At 57.1% G+C, this 21,952-nt stretch carries 17 protein-coding genes and 1 riboswitch; of the genes, 12 read left to right on the top strand and 5 right to left on the bottom strand.

All coding sequences use genetic code 11. The features are described 5' to 3' along the window. Window positions 1-91 precede the first annotated feature (91 nt). The gene (locus BSR28_RS05000) at window positions 92-991 is read right to left on the bottom strand and encodes a Dyp-type peroxidase (protein ID WP_073709638.1); all 900 of its coding nucleotides are present in this window, start codon (window positions 989-991) and stop codon (window positions 92-94) included. A 111-nt stretch (window positions 992-1,102) separates the two neighbouring features. Between BSR28_RS05000 and BSR28_RS04995 the strand changes: the two genes are divergently transcribed. From BSR28_RS04995 to BSR28_RS04970, 6 genes are all read left to right on the top strand, one after another. Continuing rightward, the gene (locus tag BSR28_RS04995) at window positions 1,103-2,818 is read left to right on the top strand and encodes an ATP-binding cassette domain-containing protein (RefSeq protein WP_158020326.1); all 1,716 of its coding nucleotides are present in this window, start codon (window positions 1,103-1,105) and stop codon (window positions 2,816-2,818) included. Between the two features lie 388 nt (window positions 2,819-3,206). Further along, a complete protein-coding gene (locus tag BSR28_RS04990; protein ID WP_073709640.1) occupies window positions 3,207-4,589 on the top strand; it encodes an ATP-binding cassette domain-containing protein in 1,383 nt (460 codons plus the stop codon). 130 nt (window positions 4,590-4,719) lie between these two features. Then, window positions 4,720-6,324, top strand: coding sequence for an anchored repeat ABC transporter, substrate-binding protein (locus BSR28_RS04985; protein ID WP_143237589.1), 1,605 nt, complete (start codon window positions 4,720-4,722; stop codon window positions 6,322-6,324). Window positions 6,325-6,376: 52 nt separating this feature from the next. Beyond that, complete coding sequence (locus BSR28_RS04980) at window positions 6,377-7,504, top strand: choice-of-anchor M domain-containing protein (protein WP_073713525.1); 1,128 nt, start codon at window positions 6,377-6,379, stop codon at window positions 7,502-7,504. Window positions 7,505-7,541: 37 nt separating this feature from the next. Further along, window positions 7,542-8,297: an anchored repeat-type ABC transporter ATP-binding subunit gene (locus BSR28_RS04975; RefSeq protein WP_073709642.1), complete on the top strand. Its 756-nt coding sequence runs from the start codon at window positions 7,542-7,544 to the stop codon at window positions 8,295-8,297. After that, the gene (locus BSR28_RS04970) at window positions 8,291-9,145 is read left to right on the top strand and encodes an anchored repeat-type ABC transporter permease subunit (RefSeq protein ID WP_073709643.1); all 855 of its coding nucleotides are present in this window, start codon (window positions 8,291-8,293) and stop codon (window positions 9,143-9,145) included. The genes BSR28_RS04975 and BSR28_RS04970 overlap by 7 nt, the downstream gene beginning before the upstream one ends. Here the strand turns inward: BSR28_RS04970 and BSR28_RS04965 are convergent. From BSR28_RS04965 to BSR28_RS04950, 4 genes are read right to left on the bottom strand one after another with little or no spacing between them, the layout of a single operon-like run. Next, window positions 9,142-9,882: a phosphatase PAP2 family protein gene (locus BSR28_RS04965; protein WP_073713524.1), complete on the bottom strand. Its 741-nt coding sequence runs from the start codon at window positions 9,880-9,882 to the stop codon at window positions 9,142-9,144. The genes BSR28_RS04970 and BSR28_RS04965 overlap by 4 nt on opposite strands. Continuing rightward, window positions 9,879-10,838: a prephenate dehydratase gene (gene pheA / locus BSR28_RS08935; protein ID WP_073709645.1), complete on the bottom strand. Its 960-nt coding sequence runs from the start codon at window positions 10,836-10,838 to the stop codon at window positions 9,879-9,881. The genes BSR28_RS04965 and pheA overlap by 4 nt, the downstream gene beginning before the upstream one ends. Window positions 10,839-10,843: 5 nt before the next feature. Then, window positions 10,844-11,566, bottom strand: coding sequence for a glycosyltransferase family 2 protein (locus BSR28_RS08930; protein WP_073709646.1), 723 nt, complete (start codon window positions 11,564-11,566; stop codon window positions 10,844-10,846). A gap of 24 nt (window positions 11,567-11,590) precedes the next feature. Next, entirely contained in the window at window positions 11,591-12,457 is an 867-nt protein-coding gene (locus BSR28_RS04950; RefSeq protein WP_073713523.1) for a DUF5926 family protein, read from the bottom strand. A 113-nt stretch (window positions 12,458-12,570) separates the two neighbouring features. Here BSR28_RS04950 and deoD point away from each other — a divergent pair, with 113 nt between their 5' ends. The 6 genes from deoD to metE all read left to right on the top strand — a co-directional run bounded on the left by deoD (window position 12,571) and on the right by metE (window position 21,872). Further along, entirely contained in the window at window positions 12,571-13,278 is a 708-nt protein-coding gene (gene deoD, locus BSR28_RS04945) for a purine-nucleoside phosphorylase (RefSeq protein WP_073709647.1), read from the top strand. Between the two features lie 37 nt (window positions 13,279-13,315). Next, a complete protein-coding gene (murJ, locus tag BSR28_RS04940; RefSeq protein ID WP_073713522.1) occupies window positions 13,316-14,935 on the top strand; it encodes a murein biosynthesis integral membrane protein MurJ in 1,620 nt (539 codons plus the stop codon). 5 nt (window positions 14,936-14,940) lie between these two features. Beyond that, window positions 14,941-16,377: a hypothetical protein gene (locus tag BSR28_RS04935; RefSeq protein WP_073713521.1), complete on the top strand. Its 1,437-nt coding sequence runs from the start codon at window positions 14,941-14,943 to the stop codon at window positions 16,375-16,377. A 149-nt stretch (window positions 16,378-16,526) separates the two neighbouring features. Then, window positions 16,527-18,200: a phosphoglucomutase (alpha-D-glucose-1,6-bisphosphate-dependent) gene (gene pgm / locus BSR28_RS04930; RefSeq protein ID WP_073713520.1), complete on the top strand. Its 1,674-nt coding sequence runs from the start codon at window positions 16,527-16,529 to the stop codon at window positions 18,198-18,200. A 137-nt stretch (window positions 18,201-18,337) separates the two neighbouring features. Continuing rightward, window positions 18,338-18,428, top strand: a riboswitch (SAM riboswitch). A 5-nt stretch (window positions 18,429-18,433) separates the two neighbouring features. Next, window positions 18,434-19,477, top strand: a complete 1,044-nt coding sequence (locus BSR28_RS04925; protein WP_073713519.1) for a methylenetetrahydrofolate reductase — start codon at window positions 18,434-18,436, stop codon at window positions 19,475-19,477. A 70-nt stretch (window positions 19,478-19,547) separates the two neighbouring features. After that, window positions 19,548-21,872 carry a 5-methyltetrahydropteroyltriglutamate--homocysteine S-methyltransferase gene (gene metE, locus BSR28_RS04920; RefSeq protein WP_073713518.1) on the top strand — a complete coding sequence of 775 codons (2,325 nt, stop codon included), beginning with the start codon at window positions 19,548-19,550 and terminating at the stop codon, window positions 21,870-21,872. Window positions 21,873-21,952: the final 80 nt, after the last annotated feature.

Genomic DNA, 21,952 nt, shown 5'->3' with positions numbered 1-21,952 from the left:
CTAATAAGTACAGCGCGCTAACTAGGCTGCACAGCAAAGGGCTCCAACCAGAACGGTTGGAGCCCTTAAGCTATTTGCGACCTAACAGGCCTCAGTCTTCGTCTTCCTCGTCCTCAGGGACGATGATTTCGGTGACGGGCGGTAGGTAGTAGTAGGCGCCGGTGTCAGCGTGGGAGAAGCGGGTGAGCGCGTCACGCGGGCCCCCGTCCAGGCCGGCCATGCGTTCGAGCATGGTCTGCATGATTTCCTTCTTCGCGGCCACACCAATAAACATGGTGCCGTGTTCTTTAGCGCCACCGAAAGCGGTGTTGCGACGCAGGATGTCGCCCACGTCTTCCTGGTCGTTACGGGCTACGTGGGAGTTTTCCGGACGGTCCTCTAGTTCAACGTCAGTGTCCTTGGTGCGGCCCATGACCGCTTCCTGCTCTTCCTGGCTTAGGCCTTCCCAGGCTTCAACCTCGTGCGGCCACTTCTGAACTAGCAAGACTGAACCGCCAGTTTCCGGATCCTGAATGATTTCGGGGATCTGGGCGGGGGCCGGGTTTTCGGTGCCATCAACGAAACCGGTTAGGTCACGGTTGTGCTGGTAGACCCAGCCGTCGGTGGAGTCAACTAGCTCAAAGTATTCGGCAACGGCATTGGATAGGTCGCGGGAAACATCGAAGACGGAATCCTGCTGCGCGCCCTGTACCCACAGGATCAGGTCGTGCTGGGTGGCGGGCATGGTGAAGCCGTCGGGACCAACGATGTCCTGATTGTAGCCGGTTAGGCCCTTAATGGCGGGGCGGCCTAGGCGGGCCCACAGTTCGGGGCGGAAACCAATAACGACCTGCGCACCGGCAATGGGGGTAGTGCCACCCACGGCTTCGAGGGCGGTCATGACGGCGCTTAGGCGGTCTTTTTTGCCCGCTTCAGTGAGGTCGTATTCAAGGTAAGAATTTCGCGGGGTGCCAATAGCTAGGACACCGGATTGTACAGCTTGGTAACTCATAAAATCCATTGTAGATTAACGTGCATTCATAGACTAGAATGTTAGTTATGAGATACCTCCTCATAGATGCGGAGCCATCAGAATCAAACCAAGCACTCTTGCCACCATATTATGTTTGAATATGACTTTCGCCGGACCGGTCGAGCACTGCGCTCTGCTTTACCTAAAAGGTTTTCGGTCTTAATATTCTTGATAATTCTTAGTGCTCTTAGCTATGTAATAAGAGCAAAAGGGCTAGCGGCTTTTGGAGCTAACCCACGATTAGATACTTGGCCACTTTATTTTGGTGCAGCTTTCTTAATCATAGAAGCTCTAGTAGATTTCCTGATTAGGGATCAGATGCTAGTTTTCACCAACCAATACACCCAGTATCTATATCAACGTTTACAGTCTCAACACGCTAAGCCTGGACACGGAGATCATGCTGAACAACTAGTATACAAATTCCAGAACTGGCAAGTTTCGGGGATACCTGAGACCTATATATCATTACTGCAGGGCACAATTGTAGGTAGCTTAGTGCTGGTTAGCGTTATCGTATTTGACCCGATTATTGGAATCCTTATCGCTACAGCGATAGCTTCACGCGCACTACTCACTAAAAGCACAAAACCAGAAGAAACAACACTATCTTCAGTCGAAGACTTGCCGCCCGCATCTCTTAGAACTCTAATTCTAGATCCGCAAAACAGTGCTTCTATACGAACCGATGGGGTTAGCAGCTGGCTGCTGCAAAGATACAAGAATGCGCACCGTAAAGAAATCGAGCGGCTTGAAAAAACTGAAAAACGCTGGCGAAAACGAGAGCTCAAACGGTTTCCAATAATATTCCTGCCCAGCATTATCATCATCGCAGGAATTATCTTCCGACACCAAGATCCGAATATTACCTCACTAGCCTTATTCGAACTCCAGGCACTACCAGCATTTCAGGGGATTTTCGTGCTGCCAGGCGGCGTATTAGCAGCTTGTCACGTTCACAATCAGTGCCTAGACGAAATGCCTATTCCTGTCACTCAGGGATCCTCAAATAGGAAAGCCCTCAAGATGGGTCTAGAAATACGTCATATTAGTAGCCCTTCAGAATACTTACCGTCTGTATGGGCAGAACAACTTGAATATACCTATCCCGGAAGTAACACCCCAGCCTTAAAGGTAACCGAACTTGAAATCTCGGGAGTTAGTAGTATTGCGATCGTAGGCGAAAACGGTGCTGGGAAAAGCACCCTTGCCAATCTGCTAGCTGGCACTATTACCCCTACTAAAGGCAAAATCCAAGGACTAGATAATCTCCAAACCACCATGCTCAGTCAGGATTTTTTCAAACTTCCACTAACTCTTATTGAAAACATCACCCTCAATAACGAAGCCAATACTGATCCAGTACTGCTTGAAAAAGCAATCATTTGGGCAGATTTGAAACCCCTTCTAGCGACTCTTCCTAACGGAATCAAGACATGTCTAAATCCCGGACTTAGCGACCTAGAAGCTCCCCAGCTTTCCGGTGGACAATGGCAACGCATCGCCCTAGCCCGCACCTACTATCATGCGCGAAAAAACAAAGCGGATCTAATAATCCTCGACGAACCCACTTCCTCACTCGATGCAGAAATAGCCGCAAAGTTTCCCGAAAAAATCAGTGAACTTACCACACCTACAATCATTCTTACGCACCGCATGAATTTAGCCACCCAATGTCAACACGTTATCGCCCTCCACGAAGGCAAAATAGTTGAACAGGGCTCACCCAAAGATCTCCTAGCTAACCCTAACGGATACGTGAGAACACTCCACGATACACAAGCCCGGAGCTACCATGTCCGTTAGATCCCTACAGCTAAGCAGCTTAGTTAGCCATCCGGTAAATCAGATACGCCTGTACCTAAAATTCATGGCTTCGGCAGTCCGTTTATTTCCAAAACTAACCCTACTCACTTTATTTAGCTCTTGCGGATATCTTTTCCAAGCTTTAGTTCCTGCCCTAGTCCCCCTGCTTCTTAAAGAAATTGGCCAAGGAATCTCCCCCTCGCTTGTTGCGTATGCCCTGGTGCTCGCCATAGCAAGTAGTGGGACTTGGTTCTTCTTTATCTTTGGAATCAGTGCCAAATACCGACTCCGTGTTCGACTAGGGTCTAGGTGGGATTACGAGGTTGCGGACCTGATAAATAAGCAACCTCGGCTAGACTTCCAAAATCACCCAGAGTATCAAAAAACCATGGCGCAATTAAGAGTCAAAGAAGGTGAAATATCAACCATTTGGGCAAGCAGTATTCGACTGCTTGAAAGCCTAATTGTTCCTTTTGGATCACTACTTGCCACACTCGCCTTTACCCCCTCCGCCTGGTATCTTTTCCTACCCGCCACCTTGTGCGTGCTGACCGGCCTCTCGGATCTGCACTGGACTCAACAAGAAATACTTCAAGCCGCTAGTCCTGGCGCGCAACTCCGAGCCAGCCAAATTCTTTGGGCGAACGACTCTAACCGCAAACAATTACAACTACTTGGCGCCACCCAATGGTTCGAAGAGACACTGAAAAAACAAGCATCTGAACTTACCTTGCCTGCACGACGCTACGGAATCTACAGCAATCTAACTTTTGTTGTTACCCAGTTACTTTACCTAGGAACTCTAATTCTCCTACTAATAAACGAAACTGGACGTGCAAACCCTACCGCGGGAATCAGCGCTCTGCTCATGGCTTCAGGGATAATCTTCGGATCAATGCTGGGGCTACGTGAAAACCTTAGTGAAGTCGCCCGCGTAACCACCTTAGTTGGTCTCTACACCAACCTCTTCAAGTGCCTCCACCAAAACCAAACAGAACCAGCACACCAGCTACAACCGCCTTTAGAAAAACTCGAATTAAAGAACCTTTCCTACCAATACCCGGGGCATGAAGTCCCGGCCCTTAATGACTTAAGCTTTACAATCGAGGCTGGTGAAACGATCGCCCTCGTCGGCGAAAATGGCAGCGGAAAAACCACTCTTTTAAAGATTCTGCTTGGACTTTACCAACCTACCAGCGGTCGTCTTCTGGCCCATTATTCAGGCGGAACTTTGGCAGAAAACCCTGCCGCTAATGATCAAGCAACCGGCACTCACCAAGGCTCACCGTACTATCGGGTCAGTCTCCTAGAAGAAATCCAAGCAGGTGCGGGCTCTATTGAAGGACAGCTAAAAGGCAGTTATGAAACTGCCAAACAAGCTGCCGTCCAATACGGACTAGATTGCGAACTCAGAAAGCGCGGAACACAAAAGCTAGGAGGCCATTCGCAGCTATCTGGTGGGCAAAAACAAAAACTTGCCCTAGCCCGAGCGGATCTAGGACTACCCGCTCCCATTATTTTCTTCGATGAACCCGGAGCGGCCCTAGATCCATTAGCTGAGACGGAAGTAATGAATCATACGTTAACCATGGCCAAAGCATCACAGGATATTGCCATATTCGTAACTCACCGCCTCTCATACGCACTGCAAGCAGATCGAGTATTCATCCTAGAAAAAGGTAAGTTAGTAGAGCAAGGTACCCCTCCAGATCTCTTAGAGAGTTCTGGACGTTTCGCACACCTATACGCCTTGCAGAGCAAAGGCTATTGAAAACTTTCCCAACTTCGAGGCGAAAATCAAATAAGTATCCACCTAGGGTCCTAACAAACCTAAATTTGCTATCACAGAATGATAATAGTTATCATTTATTGGTTGATAATCATTCTCATGGGGGACAAACGTGAATCGCAAAGCTACCGGCCACCTGCGTACCTCACGCTCCCTACCAATTCTTCTTGTCAGCATCATCGTGATCTTTCTGGCACTACTTTTGATCCCCTTTTCCAGCTCAGAAAGTCACGCCAAAACCAAACCACAAATTGTCACTTCCACCAGCATCATTGCTGATATTGCAAAGAATATTGCCGGTGACCGCGCCAAAGTCGTGGCTTTAGTCCCCCCGGGCGCCGACCCTCACAGTTACGAACCGACCCTGCGCGATATTCGCGAAGTCGCCTACGCGGACGCGGCCTTCACCAACTACATGATGCTCGAAGAGCACGCCCTGATTAAGGCCATCGACACGAACCTTCCCCCGGGAGCCCCCAATATCGCCCTAGCCGAGGACGCCGCCAAATACTCCGCCGAAATCATCCCCCTAGTCGAGGACGCCTCCCTAGACACCGTCTGGCTGGGCTTACGTGTCCGCGGGGAAGGTAAGGCTTTTGGTGCTAACCGCAGTTCTGAGGCCACCATTACGGCCACCAAAATTACCGGCCCCGGGGAGCTGAGCGGCTACCTGACCGGCACCTTCGGCCAGCCCCAAATCTACTTCCAAAGCGCTGACGGCGTGGACGCCAAAGACACCGCCACCCTGCCGCTAGATGCACACACCCACATGTCCTGGGCCTTTAGCAAACCGGGCATTTACACGGTAGATTTCGCGGCCGCCCTACACGTTAAACCCGGTAGCGGTAACCAGAACCCCACCGCCGGGGAAGCACCCGCCGGCACCGCGACCGTCACCTTCGTAGTGGGTACCGACCCGGCCAAAATGACCCAGTTTAAAGGCAAAACCGTGATCGATGGTGGTCACGTGGATATTACTGCCGACGTTGATAAGAACCGCCTGACCCTGTTCAGCGACCCCAAGGGCGGCGGCGAGTACACCCAAAAGGATCTAGACCCGGCCCAAGCAGTGATTTATGTGCCCACCAAGGCGCTGCAGACCATCCCGGGTGATCCTTCCTTCCGCTTCCTAGGCCGCCCCGGCACTGAGATCTACCTGCTAGCACAGGCGGTCCTAGGCAAACACGTTCACGGTGAGATCGATCCGCACCTCTGGCACGACGTCCGCAATGCGAAAGCCTACGCGAAGTCCATCCGTGACACCCTCATCCAGGTGGACCCCGCCGGGGCCGCCACCTATTCGGCAAATACCGAAAAGTACCTGCAGCAGTTGGACCAGATCGACCAGTACGTGCGCACCCAAATCAATATGATCCCCCCGGGCCGCCGCACCCTGGTCACTACCCACGACGCCTACGGGTACCTGGCCCACGCCTACGGCCTGAAGATCGCCGGTTTCGTCACCCAGAACCCGGGCACAGAGCCCTCAGTCGCGGACCGGGTTCGTTTGGCCCGCACCATGCGGGACGAGGGCGTGCCCGCCGTCTTCCTAGAACCCTACCTGGCCTCCCGCAATACCGAACTAATGCAGGTCGCGCAGGATGCCGGCGCTAAGGTGTGCCCCATCTACTCAGACACCCTGGACGAAAAAGTCCCCACCTACCTTGACCTGATGCGTTTTAACGCTGACTCCCTTCGACGCTGCCTAGGGTCATAGCCCCCACCCAGCCAGCACCCCTGTTTTGCCGCCCTGGAAAGGAAAAGAACGAATGAAACGACTGAACTTTAAGCGAGCGATCACCGCCGTCGCCGGTACGCTCCTGCTGCTCACTCCCCTGACCAGCGCTCCCCTAGCCTTGGCGGAACCGGGCGACGACCCCCTCAAGCAGACCGTTAACGAGGACGAAGCCTACAGCACGGACCCCGTCACCATCACCCAGGGTCACATGGATATTGGCCCGCGCGTCATCGACGGCAAGTTCCAGCTGGCGGTCCGGGACGACAGTAAAGAAACCCCCGTTTGGCGTGACCCGTCCTCGGTAGTCCTAGAACTGGGCCAGGCCGCCCACCTCACCGTCCCCGAAAACGGCCAGTATGACTTCACCGGCGCTAAGGGTGGCCAGAAAGTCTACGTGGTTCCCCAATCCCAGATCGCCCAGGTCCCGTGGCTGGGCTGGAACACCCAGTCCCCAGAGGTCACCAAGCTGCTAAACCGGGGCGTGAACCTGACCTTCCTAGGTGCCCAGGGACCGGGCAATGTCAATGTTTACCTAGAGTCCGGGAACTTCTCAAAGCCGGTCCAACTGTGGGATAAGCGTGACCCCAAGCCGCAGAGCATCTGGGTGGACCTCAATACTCACACGCACGCCAACTGGGTCTTTACCGAACCGGGCGTCTACCAGCTGGCCCTAGGGATTGCCGGCACCGATACCGCCGGAAAGGTCTACCAGGCCTCCACAGTCCTCAAGTTCGCGGTGGGTGTGCCCGCAGATCAGGCCCGTAATGCGAAATGGGAGGGCGAAGTGCCAGCAGTGCCTGCCCCCTCGGCGGCGCTAGCAAGTAGCGGCAGTAACCAGCCCGCCCCGCAGGCAGAAGCCAGCGCCGAAGGTAACGGCCCGGCCGGAAGCAATCAGGCCGGCGCGAGTGCGGAAAAGCCCGCCCAGCCAGCCGCCACTCCCGCAGCCAACCAAAACCAGGGCGGACAAGCCAACCCGGCTCAGCCTCAGCCAGCTGAAAGCGGCTCAGGCCTGAACTGGCTGCTAATCGGATTCGCCGGGGCCGGGGCCCTAGTCCTGATTGCCGGCGTACTGGTCTACACCTCCAAGTCCAAGTCTGCACGGGAAGCCGCAAAGGCAGAGGTAGAAGCTGAAGCCGGCTCCGGCAGCGCAGAAAAATAGCCACCAAAGTACCCCGCTAGCGGGATAGGGAAAAGTTTTGAAAGACACCGTATTAGAAATCCAAGACCTGTCGGTTAACCTCTCTAACCGGCAGATCCTCAAGGGCGTGAACCTGCAGTGCCAGCAAGGTGAACTGCTGGGCCTACTGGGGCCCAACGGGGCCGGTAAAACCACCCTGCTGCGCACCATGATGGGACTGATTCCAGCTGCCGCCGGCCAGATCAGCGTGCTGGGGAAAACCGGCAATAAAGCCGCGGACCTAATCGGTTACGTCCCGCAGCGGCAGGATGTGGCCTGGGATTTCCCGATTAACGTCGGTGGGCTGGTCATGCAGGGGCTGACTCGTCAGCTGGGCTGGCTGCGCACTCCCGGCACGAAGCACTGGAAGGCCGTCTACCGGGCACTAGAGCGCGTGAAAATGCGGGAGTTTGCTGAACGCCCCATCCAGGAGCTCTCTGGTGGTCAGCGTCAGCGCATCCTGATTGCGCGCGCCCTGGTTACCGACCCGGCACTACTGGTTCTAGATGAGCCTTTTACCGGCTTGGATATGCCCACGCAGGAACTCTTAACGGTCCTTTTTGGGGAACTCACTAATGGGGGCACTAGCCTACTGATGACCACGCACGACCTGAACCATGCCCTGGTCACCTGTGACCGGGTGGCCCTGCTGCGTGGGACCGTGATCGCCGAAGGTACCCCCAGCCAGTTGACCGACCCGCAGCCGTGGATGGAAACCTTTGAGGTTTCTGCTCAGAGCCCCCTGATTAAGCAGTTGGGAATGGTGCTATGTTAAGTCCTTACGATTTCATTCAAGACCTTTTCAACCCGATCCTGTCCTTCCTACCCAGGGCACTGATCGTCGCGATCCTAGCGGCCATTATTTGCGGTGTGATTGGCACGCACGTGGTGCTGCGCGGCATGGCCTTCATTGGGGACGCGGTGGCGCACTCGGTCTTCCCGGGGCTAGCAGTGGCTTTCGTCCTGCAGGGTTCTCTGATTGTAGGCGGACTAGTAGCGGGCACGATTACCGCAATCTTGGTGGCTTTCTTCTCTCAGAATCGACGCATTAAAGAAGACACCGTAATCGGTATTTTCTTTGCCGCGGCCTTCGCTTTGGGCCTAGTGGTTATGTCCCTAGCACCCGGCTATTCCGGTTCCCTACAGTCCTTCCTGTTTGGCTCGATTACGGGTGTGTCCCGCTCAGATATTGTCACTGTGAGTGTGGCCGGGGTGCTGGTAATTGCCCTGACCCTACTGTTCAACAAGGAACTAGTGGCAGTGTCACTGGATCGGGAAATGGCCCGCGTCTTGCGCCTGCCAGTCCTGGCCCTAGATATTCTGCTGTACTTCATGGTCACCATTGCGGTGGTCATGTCGATCCACACGATCGGCAATATCTTGGTCCTGGCACTGCTGGTGACCCCGGCGGCCACGGCCCGCCTGCTAACTGACCGGCTGGGCGTGATGATGACTATGGCCGCAGGGATCGGGGCACTTTCTGCCCTACTGGGTGTCTACCTGTCTTGGTCGCTGAATATTCCTACGGGTGCCACCATTGTGCTGGTGGCTACCGTGATCTTCCTATTCGCGTGGATCTTTGCGCCGAAGCACGGCCTACTAGGTAAGGGACAGGCCGCCTAAAGCGGCAGCTTCGATGATCTACTAAAGGCGGCTGCCATCATCAGGGCGCTGCCTAGGCCAATACTGATTCCGCCGACCACGTCAGCGAACCAGTGCACCCCTAGGTAAAGCCGTGAAAAAGCAATCAGGCCAACTATTACAGCCGCCAGTGCCCAGGTCCATAAGACCGCAGTTTTCCTTAGCAGCACATGTACCGTCAGGACCACTGCCACACTAAAAATCAGGGCCGCCACGGCACTGGAATGCCCGGAAGGGTACGAATAGTTGCGCGCTTTGACTAGCTGATGCGCTAACGGGGGACGCGCTAACTCTACGGCCCCCTTCAAAAAATGGGTCATGGCCGCCGCCAGCAGGCAGGTTGCCACCACGTAAAGGGCATCAATCCAGCGTTTGGACAGATACCACGCCAAGCCGGCCCCCAAAGCGGTAATCAGCACCGCCCACCAGGGGTTAAACAGGGTGGTAAGAATAGTCAGGATGAAGGTGTAGCCGGGGGTGCGGCGGTCAATCAGGCTGGCCCAGATTTCCTCATTCGAGGCCTGCACCGGGTGCCACTGCACCAGTTCCCCAAGGCCAATCGCAAAGGCCCACAGCACGACCCCCGCTGCTAGGTAAGCCCAGCTCCAGCGGCGGTATGCAGCTAGTTTCTGCTTCCTGCGCGCCTGGGCCAGCTGCAGTTCAATCTGATCGCTAGGATCAGTGCCCATTTCCGTCATGTCAGAAGTCTGCCCGGTCATTGGACCTCAGTGAGCGAAGCAATCCAATCATTAGCAGCTTCAAAAGCCTGATCGCTGGTGCCCGGCAGAACCTTCACCTCATGCCCAGAAGCAGACTCATAAGAGCCCAAGAACTTCACCTGCGGGCAAGTGCGGTGCAGGCCCACTAGGGCAGCCTGAACGCGCTGCTCAAGGATGTGGCCCTCAATGTCAAGGCTGAACTCGTAGGCACCCAGCGGGCCGCCAGCGGGACGGGATTCAATGCGGGAGAGGTTCACGCCGCGGGCAGAGAACTGCTCCAGCATGCTCAGTAGCGCACCGGCCTCGTTATCGGGGAGGCGCACCTGCAGGGTGGTCTTATCGGCACCGGTCACCGCGGGCAGCACGCCCGGCTTAGCGACCATGACGAAACGGGTGACCGCCTGGGAGTTATCGGCAATCCCGGAAGCTAGGGTTTCTAGCCCTTCCGAGGCCGCCGCGACCCGGTTACACAGGGCTGCCTCGAACCCGGGGTAACGGTCCCCGGTTAGTAGTTCCGCGGCAGCAGCGGTAGAAGTGGCCGGCACGTGAGAGGCGCCGGGGAAGTTTTCAGCTACCCAGTTACGACACTGAGCCCACGCGTGCGGGTGCGTACCGACGCGCTTGACCTGTTCGGCCTTCACGCCCTTACGGACCACTAGGCAAAAGTCGATCGGGATCACGGTTTCGGCAATAATCCGCAGGTTTCCGGTGCGAGCCAGCGCATCAAGGGAGGCGTTAACGCCACCTTCGACCGAGTTCTCAATCGGAATGACCGCCCGGTCAGCTTCCCCACTGGCTACCTTCTTGAGCGCGGTCGGGACGTCTAGGCAGGGTAGGCCTTCGGCGTCCAGTTCGAACTTCTTGGCTAGGTCGCGCAGGGCCAGTTCCGTAAAGGTGCCCTGTGGTCCTAGATAGGCGATCTTCACGGACTGGGATGATTGAGCTTCGGTAGTCATGGATTCTAGTTTTCTGTGTTGGGGGTGATTTTGCGGCTATAGCGCCACATAGCCCAGACCACGTCACGGTATTGCGCTAGGCGGTGACGCCAGCCGGGGAATTCGTCATTGTAGTGCTGAACCTGGCAGGGGATTTCTTCGACCGTAAAGCCGGCCTTGAGCAGTTTGATGGTCATACCCACCTCAACGCCCCAGCCGTAGGCAACCGGCAGGACCTGCGCGGCGGCCTCGGGGGAAAGACAGCGCTGCCCAGAGAGGGGCTGCTGGAATTTCTTCCCCGTGGCGCGGTAGATGGAGCGGGCCGCCATGCGGGTGACGAAGCCTCGTCCCCCACTGGTGGCCTCTCCCGGGGAGTCCGCAATGGCCATTCCCAGCCCGTCCTTAACGGCGGTGATAAGGGGAATTAGTTCCAGGGCGGACTCGCCAAGGTCAGCGTCAAGGAAAAGCAGCATGCGTCCTCGGCCCTGTTCCGGGTCGCGCATCTGGGCGACCTTAATCCCGGTTTCTAGGGCCGAGTGCTTTCCGCGGTTAACGGGGTGGCGAACCACGACAGCACCGGCCGCGCGGGCCACTTCCTGAGTGTCGTCTTGGGAACCGTCATCAATCACGATTACCAGATCGGCATTGGGGAAGACTCGGCACGCGCGCACGGTCGAGCCAATCACGTCCGCCTCGTTCAAGGCGGGAATAATGATGGCTACCTGCTGTGAATAATCCTGTTCCTCCAAGGTTCAGGTCCGCTTTGCCGGTTTCTAGCGCAGGGAAATCTGGCGGGAAACCAAGCCAGCGCGGGCGCGACGCTCTTCGTCAGTGAGGGATTCGCTGACCTTCAGAGCAGCCTGGAGGCGCTTTTCGAACTCGGCGGCACCCTTTTCAAGGTCGGCTGCTTCGGTGCGTTCTTCCATTTCGAAGACCGGCACTAGCAGACCGCAGGTGCGGAAGGCGCCAATGAAGCGGGTGCCTTCACCGAGGTTGGCTTCGTCCTTGACCTTTAGGCGGGCTAGGGCGTCAAAGACCTTGTTTTCGTCTTCGAGGCGGACCCAGCGGACGAAGTCGTGGTTCATGCGGCACCAGAAGGCGCTTTCAGTGCCGGGGACCTGGACGGAGGGGATGGCTTCTTCAGCGGCACGCTTGAGGGCGTCCTGAACTTCGGGGTCCTCTAGTTTTTCGGGTTCGACCCAGAAATCGAAGCTTTCCGTGATGGCGAATTCTGCGTCGGTGGTTTCGATCACTTCTTGCAGTTTCGGGCCGGCTTCACGGATGTCGAAGTTCTCTAGCGGCTGGCCGGGCTCTAGTTCTAGTAGGGCCTTGAGGACCGATCCGGCGTCGTGTGAGTAGTCACCGGTGTTGGCGTTGGAGCGTAGTGCCACCAGCGGGACACCGTCGGCGCGACGGAAACCTAGAGAGCCTTCCGGAAGGTAGGAAACTAGCAGAGCTTCAACGTTTCCGTACTCTTTAGTGGTCTTAACTTTTAGATAACCTGAGGGGATGAAATCCCGTAGGGCCACCAGTTGAGCTTCGAAGGGAAGTCCTTCGAAGGGGCGGGCCACGAAGGGGATCGGGGCGCGCTTTACTTTGGCGGCTTTTTTGGCGATGTTTTTACGACTTGCTTTACCCATGGCACTAAGAATACACATTCGCGGCTAGTCCGCAGGGCTTAATCGGGGCTTTTCAGGTAGTGTGTCAGATAGTAAAAATACTGTCCCGTCCCTTACAGGAAGGTTTTTTAGTTATGGCTACCCCTCATATTGCTGCTGAAAAGGGCGATTTCGCGCCTGCCGTTTTGATGCCGGGTGACCCGTTGCGCGCCAAGCGCATTGCGGAACTGCTCATGCCCGATGCTAAGCAGGTTAACTCTGTCCGCGGCATGCTAGGTTTCACCGGTACCGTTAACGGTCAGCCCCTGTCCGTGATGGGTTCTGGTATGGGCCAGCCCTCCATCACCATTTACGCTACTGAACTATTCAGCCAGTTTGGTGTTGAGCGCATTATCCGCGTGGGTACCGCTGGTGGTATTGCCCCGCAGGTTCAGGTTGGTGACGCGATCGTCGCCATGGGTTCTCACACTGACTCGGCCATGAACACTCACCGCATCCCCGGCGTGCACTTCAGCGCCGTTGCTGACTTCGGTCTAACCCGCGCGGCAGTTGACGCCGCTCCGGCTGATCAGAAGGTTCACGTGGGTACCGTGATTTCTCGTGACCACTTCTACCTAACCCCGGAAGGCCAGGTTGAAAACCTAGCCAAGTACGGCGTCCTCGGCGTGGAAATGGAATCTGCCGCCCTATACGGTGTCGCTGCCGAATTCGGTAAGCAGGCGCTAACCGTGCTGACCGTTTCCGATCACCTGTTGGATCACTCCAAGGACATGAGCGCTGAGGATCGTGAAACCAAGTTCCACACCGCTCTACAGATGGCTGTGGCTGCTGCTCTGAGCTGACCCTATGGCCGAAAAGGTGAATGTCCTGCGGTCGTCCATGACGATCGCAGCTGGAACCATGACTTCCCGAGTCTTGGGTTTTATTCGGGGAGCCTTGTTCATTGCGGTCCTGGGTGCCGTTGGCGTCCAGGACTCCTTCCAGGTAGCTAATAACCTACCGAACCTCATGTATGGCCTGTTGGCCGGTTCGGTAATCTCTGCGGTCCTACTGCCGGAAATCGTGCGCGCCTTTAAGCGCAGTGATGGCGGTAAAGACTATGTGGACCGGCTACTGACCTTCACCTTCGTGACCCTGCTGGCTATCACCGTCGTTTTGACGCTGGCTGCCAATGTGGTCGTTTATGCCACCAGCCCCATGCTGTCACCGGCAGTTAAGGGCCTGGCAATTACCTGGTCTTACTGGTTCATGCCGCAGATTTTCTTCTACGGCATGCAATCAGTCCTGGGTCAGGTTTTAAATGCTCGCGGGCATTTCTGGGAGGCCGCCTGGTCCCCCGTTTTGAACAATGTGGTGTCCATTCTGGGCCTGTTCTACTACGTGTGGTTATTCGGTTGGGCCCCGAAGGGCTACTACGATCCGGCTGATTTCACCTACACGCAGATGATGGTGATCGCCATCCCCACCACCCTGGGGATTGTGCTGCAGGGCGTGTCTTTGATTTGGCCGTTGAAGAAGGCTGGCTACACGTGGAACTTCAAGTGGGGTTTCCGCGGTTATGGTCTGGGACGGGCTTTCCGGATTGCCATGTGGACCATGTTCTCTGCGATCACTTTCATGCTTTCCACCATCGTGGTACAGATTCTGGCCTCAGGAGCGGAAGCTTACGGTCACGCACATGAGGTGATTGTGGCCGGCCCGGCAGCCCGCGCGAATGCGACCACCATCTTCATGCTGCCGCACTCGGTGATTACCGCTTCGGTGGCCACGGCCCTCTTTGCGCAGATCGCCACCTACGCCGCCGCTGGCGAGGGCAGCAAGGTACGAGAAGTACTAGAAATCTACCTGCACAAGATCGCGCAGATTACCGTTTTCTTTGCCATCTGCATGGTGGTCTTCGCCGTCCCGATCATGCAGGCTTACGCCGCTAGCCGTGGTTCTGCAGAAATCGCCTCTTATGCGGCGGTCCTGCGGGCTTTTGCCCCGCGCCTAGTGTTCATGGCGCTGTTCATTGTGGAAGTTGACGTCCTACTTTCCTATGGCCGAGCCAAGCAGGCCTTCTACGGTTACCTGATTAAAGCCCTGGCCCTGGTCTTCATCTGCGGTTCGGTGGCCCTGTTTGCTTCCGCCGCTAACTGGGTGGTTTACTCGGCCGCCGCCGAATCCGCCTCCTTCCTGGTGGGCGCAGCAGTCCTCTATTACGAGGTCGACAAGATCCTTCCGGGGAAGACCACCGACTTGGTTGTGCGCAACCTCTTGGGCACCCTGATTGCTGCCGTCCCGGCCGCCCTGGTGGGTTCGATTTTCATGTACTTTGCCGGCGAGTTCACCGTTGGTCGTACCGGTTACGTCCTACTCTTTGCCCTGATTAAGGGTGCGATTGGTGGCCTGCTGGTACTACTCACCTTCCTGGGTGGCCTGTGGATTATTGGTGACCGGGAAGCTTTTGCGAACCTCAAGAAGTTGGGGGCTCGTTTCGGTTTGGTTAAGAGAGGCTAAGTCCAGTGACTAACCGCCGTGTTGGCCGCCGCCGGGAATCCCGCTCCCGTCTTTCAACCCTCGTGCTAACTGGTTTGCTACTAGGTTCCCTGTCCCTGGGTGCCTGCTCTGTCCTACCCACTAAGCCCGGCACCAAGGCGGGTAATTCGGCTCAGCCTACGTCCGCCCCCTCGGCCACGGGAAGTGCGGAAGGGACCCCAGAGGACGCGAAGTTCCTGCAGTGGACGGAAGCGAATGACACTGCCGGGCAGCTGGGCGGTGACCTGACGGTTAACACCCCGTATATCAACGAAAAAACCATCAACGCTCCCCTAAAAACCGGGGGGATCATTTACCCCGAGGGCTGGCAGCCCATGGTCATGGCCCCCACGGTGATGGTGCTGCTTTCTTCTGATTCGACCCACCTCTTGGGGGTTTCCCTGGAGGACGGTTCCGAACTGTGGCGGTACGACACGAAGGCTAGCTGGCCGATTCGGGAAGTGACCGTTTTTGACGGCAAGGTGGTGACCTCAACCGGTCACGTGGTGGACCTAAATACCGGTGAGCCGGCCAGCCTGCCAGGAATTACCTTCCCGCCGGACACTGAGGTGCACCTGCATACCTCCCGTGATCAAAAGTCCCTGTTTGTTTCGATCCCCTTGGAAAAGGGCTTCCAGAACTATGTGCTGCGCGTAGCCATGCCCAAGCCGGTACTGGAGTTTAAATCTGACGAGTACCGCTACCTGCAGTTGCCTTCTTCGCAGATTTACATTGGTGGCGTAGTTTATGACCCCAAGACGAACCGGGTGGCGCGCGTCCCTAAGTTCGCGGGGGTGAGCGTGAATCTGGAAGCGACCGCGGATGGCGTGATTAAGATTGATGACGCCCCGACGGTTCAGACCACGCATGAGAATCTGCTCTACCCGTGGACGGACCTGCAGGCTCCCGCGGAAGAGGCTAAGCCTTCTAAGATTGAGACCCGAGGGCGCTGCCTCCTAGCCCAGTTAGACCCCACCCCCAGCATGCAGGCTTTTATGGATTTTTGTGGCCCGAAGGCCACGATTCCGGCCATGGAGAATAAAGAGGTGCATGCCTTGAAGGGCATTGCCGGGGCCTCTGGCCGCATGTGGTCTTTCTCTGAGGGGCAGGCTCCGCGCGCGACCACCCGTTTGACCGCAGATTTGAAGCTGCCGGGCGGCATGGTGATTGACAATTTTGAGCTCATTGGGCCGGATATGATCATGGCGACCCGCACCCATAAGGGCCCGGATAAGCCCTTAGGGATGTCGATCATTATTTTGAATACGGGCGGGAAGATCCTGGACCTGTATGCGATTGAGCAGGACTACCGGGTGCTAGTTAAGGGTGCCCTAGGGGAACAGCGGTACCTGTGCACTACGAAGCTCGATAAAGAGGGCGGCGGGGTAACCGGCGGCGGTAACTGTTTCAAGCTACCTCGTTAAGGAAAGTGACAAACTGTTCAGGCCGTGTGGGACTGAAGGTATAAATAAAGCCCAGAGTCTTGATTTGGTGGCATTTTTGGGGTCTATCCCGCTGGCGAAAATTCCTCTAGCCTGTTGAGTAACCTAAGGCACAGTGGCAAAATGGGGGTATGTTTGAGCGCGCTGGCCAGCAGGCCCTTCCAGAAGATTTGATCGATGTCGATGCGGTAGTTTCCGCCTACTATGAGCTAGAACCAGATCCCGATAATCCTGCCCAGCAGGTAGTTTTCGGTACCTCTGGTCACCGTGGTTCCTCCCTTGATGGGGCCTTCAACCAGGCTCATATTGCGGCTACCACCCTGGCGATTGTGGAATACCGCCGGGCTCAGGGTACCGACGGTCCCCTATTTATTGGTCGCGATACCCACGCCCTGTCAGAGCCGGCTTGGCGGACCGCCCTTGAGGTGCTGGCTGCCGCTGGCGTTGAGACCCGCATTGATGCTCGTGATTCCTACACCCCCACCCCCGCGGTTTCTCACGCAATCCTGCGTGCGAACGGGGCCGGTACTTCCGGCGGGGTCCGCGTGGAAGGCCCGGGTCGGGCAGACGGCATCGTCGTCACCCCCAGCCACAACCCGCCCCGCGATGGTGGTTTCAAGTACAACCCGCCGACCGGTGGCCCGGCTGGTTCGGATGCGACCTCTTGGATCGCGAACCGCGCCAATGAGCTACTACACAAGGGTTGGAAGAACATCCCCCGGGATGAAAACCCGCTAGAGAACCCCTGTGTTTCTAAGACTGACTTCATGACCGCCTACGTGGATGACCTTGCTGACGTGATCGACATGGATGCGATCCGTGACGCGGGTGTCCGCATTGGTGCCGACCCGCTGGGTGGCGCTTCGGTCCACTACTGGCAGCTGATTGCCGAACGTTACGGTCTGAACCTGACCGTGGTTAACCCTGAGGTTGATCCGGCTTGGCCGTTTATGACCTTGGACTGGGATGGCAAGATCCGCATGGACTGCTCTAGCCCGTACGCGATGGCTTCCCTGCGTCGTCTAATGACCCCGGACGCGGAAGGCAAGACCCCCTTTGATGTGGCTACCGGTAATGACGCGGACTCTGACCGTCACGGCATTGTCACCCCGGATGGTTTGATGAACCCGAACCACTTCTTGGCCGTCGCGATTGAATACCTGTTCACTCACCGTCCCGGTTGGGGCCAGGATGCGGGCGTTGGTAAGACCCTAGTGTCCTCTGCCCTGATTGACCGGGTAGTTGAAGCTCTGGGTCGCAAGCTGGTTGAGGTCCCTGTGGGCTTCAAGTACTTTGTGCCCGGCCTGGTTGATGGTTCCTTGGGCTTCGGTGGTGAAGAGTCCGCTGGTGCTTCCTTCCTACGTAAGGATGGCACGGTTTGGACCACCGATAAGGATGGCATTCTACTGTGCTTGCTAGCTGCGGAAATCATTGCCGTCACCGGCAAGACCCCCTCCCAGCTGCACGCCGAGCAGGTTGAGCGCTTTGGCGCTTCTGCTTACGCCCGGATTGACGCCCCGGCGACGAAGGCTCAGAAGGCTAAGTTGGCGGCCCTGTCCCCGCAGGACGTAACCGCCACTGAGTTGGCTGGTGAGCCGATTGTGGCCAAGTTGGTCAACGCTCCCGGTAATGACGCCCCGATTGGTGGCTTGAAGGTCGTGACCAAGAATGCTTGGTTCGCCGCTCGTCCTTCCGGGACCGAGGACGTGTACAAGATTTACGCGGAATCCTTCCTTGGCGAGGATCACCTGAAGCAGGTCCAGGAGGCAGCTAAAGAGGTTGTCGCCGCGGCTCTAGGTGAATAATCCAACAGAGTTTCACGCAAACTTTTAGTGCGGTACCCAGTTTTTTGGCTGGGTACCGCACTTTTCTGTAAGACGTTCAATAAAATCTTTAAAACTATTCAGTTTGCACAAATCTTTTTGATACTTTAGTCTTTTTTCAACCATCTAGAGCGGCTCAGAGATCTGGCTCGATAACGCCGCAGCAACCCGGTTAGATTCCACGGGTGCTTCCGCCAGAACCGATGGGAGAGACCATGAGCATCGCCGGACTATACTCGCCGCCCCAGGCCGCGCAGTCCGCCACGCCCAGCGCCACCAAAACTAATGGCAGCAGCCGCTCACAGGTCTACTCTGCCCCACTAAACCGACCCATCCCGGTCTCTTTTGAACTCTTTCCACCCCGCCAACCGGCCCTGGACTCCCCCATCTGGGCGGGCGTAGAACGCCTCATCCAGGCGAACCCCGCCTACGTCTCAGTGACCTTCGGGGCCAACGGCAAATCCCAGGACGCCTCCCTCGAAGCCCTTTCCCGCCTACGCACCTACCAGGTGCCCACCCTGGCGCACCTGACCTGCGTGGAACGCTCCCGCACCCAACTGGCGGACCTAATCAAACGCATCTTTGACCTAGGAGTGCGCGATATTCTGGCCCTGCGTGGCGACCCACCTAAGGGACAGTCCCGCTGGCAGGCACCGGAAGGTGGACTGAACTATGCCAGCGAACTAGTGCACCTGATCCGGGAAACTGCTGCCAGCCACCTCGACAATGATGAAAGTGTCGATATTGGGGTGGCCGCCTACCCGGCGGGCGGGATCCAAAGTCGCCTTGACGCGCTCAGCGCCCTGGCCCAGAAGGAAGCCGCCGGTGCAGATTATGCGATCACCCAGGTATTCTTTGACGCCCGCGACTATCAGAGCCTGCTAGAAGCCACGGTCGTAAACGGCATTAGCCTGCCAATCGTGCCGGGCATTATCCCCTTCACGGACCTGCCCCGACTGCAGCGACTACAGCAGTTGACGGGCGTGCCCGTGCCGGCGCGTCTGCAGGAGCTACTCAGTGAGCCGGATGCTCGCCTGCGATTCCGTCAGGGCGTTAAAGAAACCATGACTTTCATTGATCAGGTGGTGGCTGCGGGGGCCCCGGGCTTGCACCTGTACACCTTTAACCGGACCAGGCCCGCCTTGGACATTTTGAAGTTCCTGCGGCTGGCCGGGTCGATCCCGCGGGATCCGCAGACGGCCGAGCAGCAGGTTGAGCTTTTGGCCGAGGCCGCCCACCGAATCACCTTGACCCACTAGTTTTGTCCCAACAGTTTTTGTCCCATCAGTTTTTTGAAGTAGCCTACGGGCTCAAGTAAAGGAGTTCCTAATGAGCACCACTTCCCTTCCCGCCGCCACTATCCTGGGCTATCCTCGAATTGGGGCTAATCGGGAACTTAAACGCGCCCTCGAACAGTACTGGGCTGGTAAGACCACCCGCGAGGATCTGGTGCAGGCAGCTGCTCAGGTGCGTGCCGCGAACCGTCAGCGCCTGAACGAACTGGGCCTGACTGAGGCTTACACACAACCGGCGGACCACACCCTGTACGACCAGGTCCTGTCCGTCATTGCGCACTTGGGTGCGGTGCCGGCTCGTTTCCGCGACCTGCTGGATGAGAACGGCGGCTTGGACCTGGATGGTTACTTTACTTTGGCTCGGGGCGAGGGCGACCGCCCGGCCCTGGAGATGACGAAGTGGTTCGATTCGAACTACCACTACTTGGTTCCGGAAATCGGCCCGGATACTCCGATTGATTACGTGGAGTACGCACTGGCCGACCAGTTCCGTGAGGCCCTAGAGCAGGGCGTGGAGGCCCGCCCCGTGCTGGTGGGCCCGGTGACTTTCCTACTGTTGGCTAAGGCCACTGATGATGCCCCGGAGGGCTTCCACCCGCTGGATCGCCTAAACGATGTGCTGCACGCTTATGGTCACTGGCTGATGGACCTGCAGAATGTGGGTGCGAAGTGGGTGCAGCTAGATGAGCCGGCCCTGGTTTCGGACTCTTGGGATGTGCCGCGTGAGCGCATTTTGAAGACCGTTAAGGATGCTTACACCTGGTTGGGTGCATCGGTGGATCGCCCGCAGATTTTGGTGGCGGGCACCTACGGTAACCTGGGTGATGCCCTGCCGGTTCTGGGTGAGACTGATGTCGAGGGCGTGGCGCTAGATTTGGTGGCCGGCCAGGTTCCCGCGGCGGAAGATTTGGCGGCTTTGGCCGGTAAGTCCGTGGTGGCGGGCGTGGTTTCGGGCCGCAATATTTGGCGCACGAACATGGATGAGGCTCTGGCTACCCTACGTGACCTGCAGGCTAAGTTGCCGCAGGGTACCCCGGTGACGGTCGCGACCTCGACCTCTTTGCAGCATGTGCCGCACGATAAGGAGCGTGAGACTTCGCTTCCGCAGGACCTGCGTTCCTGGTTGGCGTTTGCGGATCAGAAGGTGCAGGAAGTGCAGGTTTTGGCTCGCGGTCTAGCACAGGGTGATGAGGCGATTGCCGCCGAGTTGGCTGAGGACCGGGCCGCCCGTGAGTCCCGTCAGAATCACCCCGGCACCCGCGTCGCAGCCGTTCGTGAGACGGTTGCCGCAGTAACTGAGGCGGATCGTAACCGTAGCGCCTATGAGGTGCGTTTGGCCGCGCAGGAGTCCTTGGGCCTGCCGCTGTTGCCGACCACCACGATTGGTTCTTTCCCGCAGACCGCGGATATCCGTAAGGCTCGTGCCGCTTACCGTAAGGGTGAGCTGTCTGAAGAGCAGTACGCGCAGGCGATGCGTGATGAGATCGCCCATGTGGTGAAGCTGCAGGAAGAACTGGGTCTGGACGTGCTGGTTCACGGTGAGGCTGAGCGTAACGACATGGTGCAGTACTTTGCGGAGCTCCTAGAGGGCTTTGCCGCAACTGAGCACGGTTGGGTGCAGTCTTATGGTTCGCGTTGTACGCGCCCGTCGATCCTGTGGGGCGACGTGACTCGCCCGGCCCCGATGACCGTGGAGTGGAGCGCTTACGCCCAATCCTTGACTGAGAAGCCCATGAAGGGCATGCTGACCGGCCCAGTGACCATTATGGCTTGGTCTTTTGTGCGCGATGACGTGCCACGTAAGCAGGTGGCGGACCAGTTGGGTCTGGTTTTGCGCGATGAAATTGCCGATTTGGAGCAGGCTGGGATTCGGGTCGTGCAGGTGGATGAGCCGGCGATCCGTGAGCTGCTGCCCCTGCAGTCAAAGGACCGCGCCGAGTACCTAGATTGGTCGGTTGGTTCTTTCCGTTTGGCTACCGGCCAGGCGCAGGATGGCACCCAGGTGCACACGCACCTGTGCTACTCCGAGTTCAACGTGGTGGTCGATGCGATTGACCATTTGGATGCGGACGTGACCTCCATTGAGGCTAGCCGTTCAAAGATGGATATTCTGCCGGCCGTGGCCGAGCATGGCTTTAGCCGCCAGTTGGGCCCCGGCATTTGGGATATTCACAGCCCCCGCGTTCCTTCCGAGGAAGAACAGACCGCGCTACTGCAGGCGGCAGTTGACGCCTTGCCGGCTAAGCAAGTTTGGGTTAACCCCGACTGTGGTCTGAAGACCCGCGGTTACGCCGAGGTAGAACCCACCTTGCGCAACTTGGTGGCGGCGGCCCGTAACGTCCGGGAGCGCCTAGCCTGAGGTTTTAGTTTTAGCTTCTGAGTCGATTGCTGCGGCAGTCAAGGGATCCTTTCTTTGGATTTCTTTGGCTGCCGCAGCAT

The sequence above is a fragment of the Boudabousia liubingyangii genome (genome assembly GCF_001907245.1).
In the GTDB taxonomy this organism is placed as follows: Bacteria; Actinomycetota; Actinomycetes; order Actinomycetales; family Actinomycetaceae; genus Boudabousia; species Boudabousia liubingyangii.
Note: the sequence above shows the minus strand (reverse complement) of the source record. Positions and strands in the feature narration are given on the sequence as shown.